This window comes from Agrobacterium genomosp. 13 str. CFBP 6927, assembly GCA_900012615.1.
In the GTDB taxonomy this organism is placed as follows: domain Bacteria; phylum Pseudomonadota; class Alphaproteobacteria; order Rhizobiales; family Rhizobiaceae; genus Agrobacterium.
In genome coordinates, this window is record LT009756.1 from 604,812 (window position 1) to 612,800 (window position 7,989).

At 61.5% G+C, this 7,989-nt stretch carries 8 protein-coding genes; 5 read left to right on the top strand and 3 right to left on the bottom strand.

All coding sequences use genetic code 11. The annotated features are described in order from the left end of the window. Positions 1–38: 38 nt before the first annotated feature. The gene (glcE, locus tag AGR13A_RS02975; protein ID WP_080833571.1) at positions 39–1,241 is read left to right on the top strand and encodes a glycolate oxidase subunit GlcE; all 1,203 of its coding nucleotides are present in this window, start codon (positions 39–41) and stop codon (positions 1,239–1,241) included. A gap of 3 nt (positions 1,242–1,244) precedes the next feature. Beyond that, on the top strand, positions 1,245–2,546 hold the full coding sequence (glcF, locus tag AGR13A_RS02980) for a glycolate oxidase subunit GlcF (protein ID WP_080833572.1): 1,302 nt from the start codon (positions 1,245–1,247) through the stop codon (positions 2,544–2,546). 245 nt (positions 2,547–2,791) lie between these two features. On the opposite strand, the gene AGR13A_RS02990 is transcribed toward glcF, so the two are convergent. Both AGR13A_RS02990 and AGR13A_RS02995 read right to left on the bottom strand, forming a co-directional pair. Further along, entirely contained in the window at positions 2,792–3,451 is a 660-nt protein-coding gene (locus tag AGR13A_RS02990) for an outer membrane beta-barrel protein (protein ID WP_080833576.1), read from the bottom strand. A 263-nt stretch (positions 3,452–3,714) separates the two neighbouring features. Further along, positions 3,715–4,488 carry a L,D-transpeptidase gene (locus tag AGR13A_RS02995; RefSeq protein ID WP_080833578.1) on the bottom strand — a complete coding sequence of 258 codons (774 nt, stop codon included), beginning with the start codon at positions 4,486–4,488 and terminating at the stop codon, positions 3,715–3,717. A 238-nt stretch (positions 4,489–4,726) separates the two neighbouring features. Between AGR13A_RS02995 and AGR13A_RS03000 the strand changes: the two genes are divergently transcribed. Then, positions 4,727–5,356 (top strand): DNA-3-methyladenine glycosylase I, encoded by a 630-nt coding sequence (locus AGR13A_RS03000; RefSeq protein WP_035218739.1) that lies wholly within the window; start codon positions 4,727–4,729, stop codon positions 5,354–5,356. After that, the gene (locus tag AGR13A_RS03005; protein WP_080833580.1) at positions 5,353–5,796 is read left to right on the top strand and encodes a hypothetical protein; all 444 of its coding nucleotides are present in this window, start codon (positions 5,353–5,355) and stop codon (positions 5,794–5,796) included. The genes AGR13A_RS03000 and AGR13A_RS03005 overlap by 4 nt, the downstream gene beginning before the upstream one ends. A 12-nt stretch (positions 5,797–5,808) precedes the next feature. On the opposite strand, the gene AGR13A_RS03010 is transcribed toward AGR13A_RS03005, so the two are convergent. Continuing rightward, positions 5,809–6,852, bottom strand: a complete 1,044-nt coding sequence (locus AGR13A_RS03010) for a YeiH family protein (protein ID WP_139786010.1) — start codon at positions 6,850–6,852, stop codon at positions 5,809–5,811. A gap of 81 nt (positions 6,853–6,933) precedes the next feature. Between AGR13A_RS03010 and AGR13A_RS03015 the strand changes: the two genes are divergently transcribed. Next, entirely contained in the window at positions 6,934–7,851 is a 918-nt protein-coding gene (locus AGR13A_RS03015; protein ID WP_080833582.1) for a LysR substrate-binding domain-containing protein, read from the top strand. The last annotated feature ends 138 nt before the right edge of the window (positions 7,852–7,989 follow it).

The window sequence follows — 7,989 nt, forward strand, 5'->3', positions numbered from 1 at the left end:
GCAGAGGGGGGTATCCCTTGCTCAAAGGCGGCCACCCCATGCTGACCCCATACTCAGAAGCCCAGGCCGCCGATATCATCCGCGACCACGCAACTCGAAAAACCCCGCTGAAAATCATCGGCGGCAACACCCGTTCCGGTTTCGGCAATGCCGTCGCGGCAAATGAGGCCCTCTCCTCCCGCGCCATGAACGGTATAGTCTCCTACGTCCCCGCTGAAATGGTCATGACCGTGAAGGCCGGCACGCCGCTCGCCACCATTGAAGCCGCTCTTGCCGAAAACCGGCAGATGATGGCTTTCGAGCCGATGGATCATCGCCCGATCATGGGAACGATGGGTGAGCCGACCATTGGCGGCGTCTTTGCCGCCAATGTCTCCGGTCCGCGCCGTTATGTGGCAGGGGCGGCGCGCGATAGTCTGCTCGGCGTCCGCTTCGTTAATGGCGGCGGCGAAATCATCAGGGCGGGTGGCCGGGTGATGAAGAATGTCACGGGCCTGGATCTTTCAAAGCTTCTGGCCGGTTCGCATGGCACGCTCGGATTTCTGACGGAAGTCACCTTTCGTGTGCTGCCGAAACCGCCTTCGGAGAAAACGGTTGTCGTATCCGGCCTGGATGACGAAGCGGCGACGCGGATCATGGCGGCGGCCATGGCGATGAGCGTCGAGGTTTCCGGGGCGGCCCATCTGGCGGAAAGCGTGCGCTCCCGTTTCATTGATGGCGTCCTGCCGGAAGGTCCGGCGACAATCCTGCGGCTGGAGGGGCTCGGGGCGTCGGTGGAGGCGCGCGCCGCCAAACTCCTCTCGGTCATGGATCGGGTCGGGCCATGGGCGCTGCTGGAAGGCGAGGAAAGCGGTGTTTTGTGGCGGCAGGTGCGGGATGTTGCTCCCTATACCGGGGAAAACGCCAAGCCGCTCTGGCAAGTCTCGGTCGCGCCGGCGGAAGGCCACAGGCTGGTCGCGGCGCTGCGCATGGAAGCGGGCATCGATGCCTTTTACGACTGGCAGGGCGGCCTTGTCTGGATGCAGATGGAAGCCGATCCCGAGGCGGATCTGCTGCGCGGCGCGATCCGGGCGCTGGGCGGCGGCCACGCAACGCTGGTGAGGGCAAGTGACGCGGTGCGCGCCACCGTGGCCGCATTCGAACCGCGCCCGGCGGCGGAAGCCATTCTGTCCGCGCGTATCAGGGAAAAGCTCGATCCGGCGGGCATCTTCAATCCCGGCAAAATGGGAAGGGCCGTCTGAGCCATGCAAACATCCTTCACGCCCGAGCAGCTGGCCGATCCGCATGTGGCGGAATCCGAAAAGATCCTGCGCAAATGTGTACATTGCGGCTTCTGCACGGCCACCTGTCCCACCTATGTCACGCTCGGCAACGAGCTGGACAGCCCGCGCGGCCGCATCTATCTCATCAAGGACATGTTGGAAAACAGCCGCCCGGCTGACCGCGAAGTCGTCACCCATATCGACCGTTGCCTGTCCTGCCTTGCCTGCACCACCACCTGTCCCTCCGGCGTGGATTACATGCATCTGGTCGATCATGCCCGCGCCCATATCGAACAGACCTATAAACGCCCTTTCATGGACCGGCTGACCCGTAATCTTCTGGCTGCGGTTCTGCCCTATCCTGGTCGCTTCCGGTTAGCCCTGCATCTGGCAAGGCTGGCACGGCCCTTCGCCGGGCTGCTTGCGAAGTTTCCGGCGATGAAGCCGCTGCAATCCATGCTTGCTCTCGCTCCTGCCTCTATCCCCGCTATCTCCGCTTCCACCCGTCCGGGTAAGCGGCCGGCGGAGGGGGAAAAGCGCGGTCGCGTCGCCATCCTTACCGGTTGTGCCCAGCCGGTGCTCGACCCCGGCATCAACGAGGCGACGCTGCGGCTGCTTTCGCGGCTTGCGGTCGAGGTCGTGGTTCCCAGAGGCGAGGGTTGCTGCGGTTCGCTGGTGCATCACATGGGACGGGAGGAAGAGGCGCTGGCCGCCGCCCGCCGTAATGTCGATGTCTGGACGCGCGAGATGGAGAATGGCGGGCTCGATGCCGTCATCATCACCGCGTCGGGCTGCGGCACCACGATCAAGGATTACGGCCATATGCTGCGGCTTGACCCGGCCTATGCGGAAAAAGCCGCGCGGGTCTCCGCGCTTGCAAAAGACATCACTGAATATCTCGCCACCCTTGATCTGCCGCAACGGCAAAGCCAGGGCCTGACGGTCGCCTACCATTCCGCCTGCTCCATGCAGCATGGCCAGAAGATCACGCTCGCACCGAAACAATTGCTGAAAGCGGCGGGGTTTACCGTGCGTGATCCGGCGGAAGGGCATCTCTGTTGCGGGTCGGCCGGAACCTACAACATCATGCAGCCGGAGATTTCCGGAAAGCTGAAGGCACGCAAGGTCAGGAATATCGAGGCCACCCGCGCGGACGTCATCGCCACGGGCAATATCGGCTGCATCACACAGATTGCGACAGGGACGGACATGCCGATCCTGCACACGGTGGAGCTTCTGGACTGGGCCTATGGCGGGCCGAAACCGGCGAGGCTTTCGGTTTAGAACGTGGTGCGCCGACAAGGCAGTGATCCGGCGTCATGACGCAAAGGTTGGGGCCAGTGCGCCTTTCTAAGGCTTCTCCTCATCCCTGTGCTTGTCACAGGGATCCAGCCAGCCCAAGTCCTTGGGCTGAGAGGAATCTTTCCCCGCGCAGACGTGCGTCGGCTGGATTCCTGTGACAGGCACAGGAATGAGGTTGGGGGGGGCACCCAGCACCTGCCGGAAAGCCCCCGCTTGCCACGCCAATACTAGAACTTATAGGCCACGCCAAAATTCACCGCATTGGTGATGACATCGGTCTTCAGCGAGGCGCCATTGTCGATATCCACATCGATAAACGAATAGGTGCCCTTATATTCCACGAAGGTCGACCAGTTGTCGGTGATGCGGTAGCTGACACCGGCCTGTGCCTGCAGGGTTGCGCCGCCGAACTGGTACTCGAAGGTGCGGCCGGAACCGCGTGTGACCTCCACATGCGGCACGTTGATGCCGACGCCCGCGCCGACATAGGGTGTAAGCGGCAGCTTCTCCAGCGGAAAGCGGTAGAGCGCGTTCAGCGTCAGAAGGTTCAGGCCGTCGGTAAACTCGAAATGCGACCAGCCGGAGCGGGCAAGCGTCTGGTCGTCGGCATAGACCTTGTCATGGGTGAAATCGAGCGAGATACCGAAATTGTTGAGCCGGCCCTCATCGAACCAGTAGGTGCCGCGCACGCCCCAATAGGGCGGGCTGGAAAATGACTTGCCTTCCCAGCCGGCCCGGAAGTCCGGTCCGTCCGACACTTTAACATCGCTGTGCGGCGCGCTTTGCCAGCCGCCATAACCGGAAATTTCAAATTCCCCCGCCATTGCGGCAGAGAAGGAAACGCCGCTGAACAACAGGGCGCAAACAAATAAAGTATGGCGCGGCATGAAGAGAATCCAGATTGATATCAGGAATGCACCAAACCGTTTTTTGGTAACATTAAAATGACAGAAACGAAAAACGGGCGGTCAGCAGACCACCCGTTTTAAGGCCGTTCCATCATCCCCCTGAGAGAGGTTCGGCGCCTGGCGTCCCCCGCCAAGTCTCGATCAATTGGATTTGGCGCGATTGTACCGCCGCAAGACGGCAATACAAGCGGATACGCCGCCATATTGCCCATGGATGCCCGGAATGGGAAAACCCGTTGCCGTCATATCACAATGACGGTGGTTCCGACATTGACGCGCTCATAAAGATCGGTGACATCCTCGTTGCGCATGCGGATGCAGCCGGATGAATTGTTGCTGCCGATCGTCCATGGCTGGTTGGTGCCGTGGATTCGGTAAAGGGTGGAACCGAGATACATGGCGCGCGCGCCCATCGGATTGGCCGGGCCGCCTTCCATGAAGGCCGGCAGGTAATGTCCCTTCGCCGCCTCGCGGGTAATCATCTCCTTTGGTGGGGTCCAGCTCGGCCATTCCGCCTTGCGCGTCACCTTGTGCGTTCCGGCCCATTCAAAACCGGGCTTGCCGACGCCCACGCCATAACGGCGTGCCTTGCCATCGGCCAGGACGAGATAAAGGAACCGGTTCGGCGTATCGATGACGATGGTGCCGGGTTTTTCATTGGTCTGGTAGCTCACGATCTGCGGCAGGAATTGCGGCGCGATCTGCGTGCGCACCGGCGCATTGGGACGCACGGCGGCATTCTGCACCCTCGCAGGGCGCTGTGATGTGACGCCGGAACTGGGGCGCTGCGGCATGGCGACCTGGCGCTGCTGGAAGAGCGGCTGGCGTGCGGCAGGCGCGCGCGGATAAACCACGGGGCGCACATTGCCGCGTCCAAGCTGGGTGACCCAGGGGGCGGAAAGGTCGGGGCTGACGACGACGGGCGGGCGCTCGCGATAACGCTCATTGGCCATGGCGGCCGGAGCGGCGAAGGTGGAAACGAGGCTCAGCGCCAGAAAAACGGACTTCATCGTCATCGGGTGGACTCTCTCTGCGGGATGTCGCAACAATCAAAATCGCGGGTATCATTCGCCCGCATTGCCGGACACGTTCGCACCTTGACGCAAGTGAATCGTAAATGGCTGTTCATTAAAAAGCGCTTCATTAGCGCAACCTGTATTTAGGGTTAGCACCTGGTTTTGAAACGTGGTGAATGAGTGGTAAGTGCGCGTGTCCCGCCGGTGATTTGCGGGAGTGGAAAAGGGTTGTTGCGGAATGAACGAGGCGGGACTTGAAACCGGCGCTGATGGCCGCGTGCGGTGTTTCTGGCAGCAGGGGCTTGAAGATTACAGCCGCTACCATGACGAGGAATGGGGTTATCCCGTCACCGATGACCGCCGCCTGTTTGAGAAGATCTGTCTGGAAGGGTTTCAGTCCGGGCTGTCGTGGCTGACGGTTCTGCGCAAGCGTGAGGCTTTCCGCGTCGCCTTCGCCAATTTCGAATTCGAAAAAGTGGCCGAGTTCGGTGAGGCCGACATCGAGCGCTGCCTTGCCGACAAGGGCATCATCCGCCATCGCGGCAAGATTGTTTCAACCATCAATAATGCCCGCCGGGCCCTGGAATTGCGGGATGAATTTGGTTCGCTCGCCCGTTATTTCTGGAGTTTCGAACCTGCCGCCGCAGAAAGGCCGCAAAGGCTGGACTATGCGACGTTAAGGGCCAACCCAACCAGCGCCGCATCCATTCGCCTTTCCAAGGATTTGAAGAAGCGGGGCTGGAGTTTCGTTGGCCCGACGACAGTCTATGCATTCATGCAGGCCATGGGTATGGTCAACGATCATATCGAAGGTTGTCATTGCCGCGAGCCGATCGAGCTCATGCGGCGGGAGTTTGTACGTCCATGAAGGTAACCTCCCTTCTTCTGGCTCTCACCATGGCCATGGCTGCCGTGCCGCATCAATCCTTCGCTGAAAGCCGCAATGTCGATGGCATCTGGCTGGATGACGGCGAAAGGCTGAAGGAAGTCGCCTTGCCGCCGACCGGTCCACTGAAGCTCGATGGCTGGACGCGGCGCGGTCGCGGCGATGTTTACCGTTTGAAAGTCAAGGCCGGGCAGACGGTGAAGGTCGAGCTTGCTTCCTCCAGTGAATTCGTCCTGATGGCAATCTTCGATTTCTCGACGCCGGATGAGGATGCGATCTTCTTCAGCGATTCCCAGGGTAAAACCGCGACACTGACGCCGAAGGCGGATACGGAATGGCTGATCCGGCCGACCCTTATCCTGGGATTGCCCCGCCGTGGCCTCGGCGCCCATTATACGTTGACGGTCAGCACCGAAAAATAACGGCAGTCCCGCTCAGCCCGCTTGCGTCAGGACGATCAGGCCGAAACTCAAAACACCAAGCAGCACGAGCGAAAGGCTGGCGGCGACGATGACCTTGCCGCCGGCATGGCGAAGGCTGCGAATATCGACCGAAAGGCCCAGCGCCGCCATCGACATGATGGTGAGAATGTTGGAGAGCGAGGCGACAGGGCCGATCAGAGCCTCGGGAATGAGGCCGAAGGACCGCGCCATGATCATCAGCACGAAGGCGATGATGAACCACGGAACCATCTGCTGCAATCTCAGGCGTTCCGTGCCGGACTGGCCATGGATGACGGAAAGGGCGGCGATGACCGGTCCAAGCATCAGCACGCGGATGAGCTTGACGATCGTGCCGGTCTGCACGGCGACTGCGCCGAGCGGGGCTGTGGCGGCCAGAACCTGCGGTACCGCATAGACCGTCAGGCCGGCAAAGATGCCATATTGGGTGGCATCGAGACCCAGAAGCTGCGGCAGGAATGGCATCAGCAGCACGGCGACGACGCCGAGAACCGCGGTGAAGGCAATCGAGGCGGCGACATCTTCTGGCTTCGCGCCGATGGCCGGCGCGGCGGCGGCAATGGCGGAATTACCGCAGATGGAATTGCCGCAGGCGATCAGCGTCGCAAGCTTGGGCGGCAGGCCAAGCATCCGCCCGGCGGCATAGCTGACCATCAGCGACAGCGCGACGATCAGCGCAATGCCGCCGATCAGCAAACCGCCGGCACCTTTGAGGATGGAAAGGCTCAAGGACGCGCCGAGAAGCGCCACCGCGATTTCGAGCAGCGTCTTGGCGCTGAATTTGATGCCGGCCGAAGCGACCGCAGGCAGCGACACCAGCGAACGCAGCAGCGTGCCGATCAGAATGGCGAGCACGAGATCGCCGAGCCATGCATGGCCCGCAAGCCGCACCTGAAAGCGCTCCACCAGAATGGCGGCGCAGCTGACAGCCGCGCAGAGGAGAATGCCCGGCAGGAGCGGGGTGAGCCAGCGAAGCGAAAACTGAAAGGGATGAGCGAGGGTGCGATGTTGTGCCATGGCCAGACAATGCCGCAGCGGCCTGTTTTATTCTATCAAATAATATGGCATATATTATTCGATAAAATCGAATGAAAAGCCATGACCTTCGAACAGCTCCGCATTTTCATCGCCGTCGCCGAACGCGAGCACCTCACAAGGGCCGCCGAAGCCATCGGTCTGACCGCCTCCGCCGTCAGCTCCGCCATCAAAAATCTCGAAGCCTTTTACAACGTCGAGCTTTTTCATCGGGTCGGCCGCAACATCGAACTGACCGAAAGCGGCCGGGTGTTTCTGGGTGAAGCGAAGGCGACATTGGCGCGTGTGCGCAATGCGGAATTGATTCTCTCCGAAATGGGTGGGCTGACGCGCGGCGAAATCACCATCTGCGCCAGCCAGACGATTGCAAGCTACTGGCTGCCGCCGATCCTGATGCAGTTCAAGAAGCTCTATCCGGGCGTCACGCTGAAACTCGATATCGGTAATACGAAAACGGTGACACAGGCCGTGCTTGACGGTCTGGCCGAGGTCGGTTTCATCGAAGGCAGGATCGATGAGCCGGCTTTGATGGTGCAGCCCGTCGTGTCCGACAAGCTGCTTGTCGTCACCGGTTCGGCGCATCCTTTCGCGGATGGCCGTTATCTCACCGCGCTCGATATGCTCTACGGCACCTCATGGGTCCTGCGCGAACAGGGCTCCGGCACCCGCTCCGCCTTCGAGGCGGCGGTGCGGCAGATGGGTGTGGACCCCGGCGAGCTTTCGGTCATGCTCGAACTGCCGTCCAACGAGGCGGTGGTGATGGCGGCACGCTCCGGCGGTGCGGCCACGGCAGTTTCCGCTTCCGTCGCCTCGCTGTTTCTGCGGCAGGGGCTGCTGGTCCGTGCCGGCATCGATCTGCCTGCCAGAAACTTCGCTTTGCTGCGCCACAAGGAGCGCCACACCAGCCGGGCGGCCATGGAGCTGGAGCGCCTCAGCCGTGCGGCCTCGGAGGATTACAAGGCCGGACTTGCGGGCTTGTAGCAGAGTGGCGAGTGGCACAGGCGGCGTTCGCGCGGCTGCCGTTGGCATGGGAAGGCCGCCGCTTGTTTCTTCTCCCGAGGGGGAGAAGTCCGCAGCAGCGGGATGAGGGGGCGACGGTAGAGATAGACCGAGAGCTTG

Coding starts and splice junctions, on each gene's coding strand:
- glcE (WP_080833571.1), top strand. CDS start 39: ATGCTGACCCCATACTCAGAAGCCCAGGCCGCCGATATCATCCGCGAC.
- glcF (WP_080833572.1), top strand. CDS start 1,245: ATGCAAACATCCTTCACGCCCGAGCAGCTGGCCGATCCGCATGTGGCG.
- AGR13A_RS02990 (WP_080833576.1), bottom strand. CDS start 3,451: ATGCCGCGCCATACTTTATTTGTTTGCGCCCTGTTGTTCAGCGGCGTT.
- AGR13A_RS02995 (WP_080833578.1), bottom strand. CDS start 4,488: ATGACGATGAAGTCCGTTTTTCTGGCGCTGAGCCTCGTTTCCACCTTC.
- AGR13A_RS03000 (WP_035218739.1), top strand. CDS start 4,727: ATGAACGAGGCGGGACTTGAAACCGGCGCTGATGGCCGCGTGCGGTGT.
- AGR13A_RS03005 (WP_080833580.1), top strand. CDS start 5,353: ATGAAGGTAACCTCCCTTCTTCTGGCTCTCACCATGGCCATGGCTGCC.
- AGR13A_RS03010 (WP_139786010.1), bottom strand. CDS start 6,852: ATGGCACAACATCGCACCCTCGCTCATCCCTTTCAGTTTTCGCTTCGC.
- AGR13A_RS03015 (WP_080833582.1), top strand. CDS start 6,934: ATGACCTTCGAACAGCTCCGCATTTTCATCGCCGTCGCCGAACGCGAG.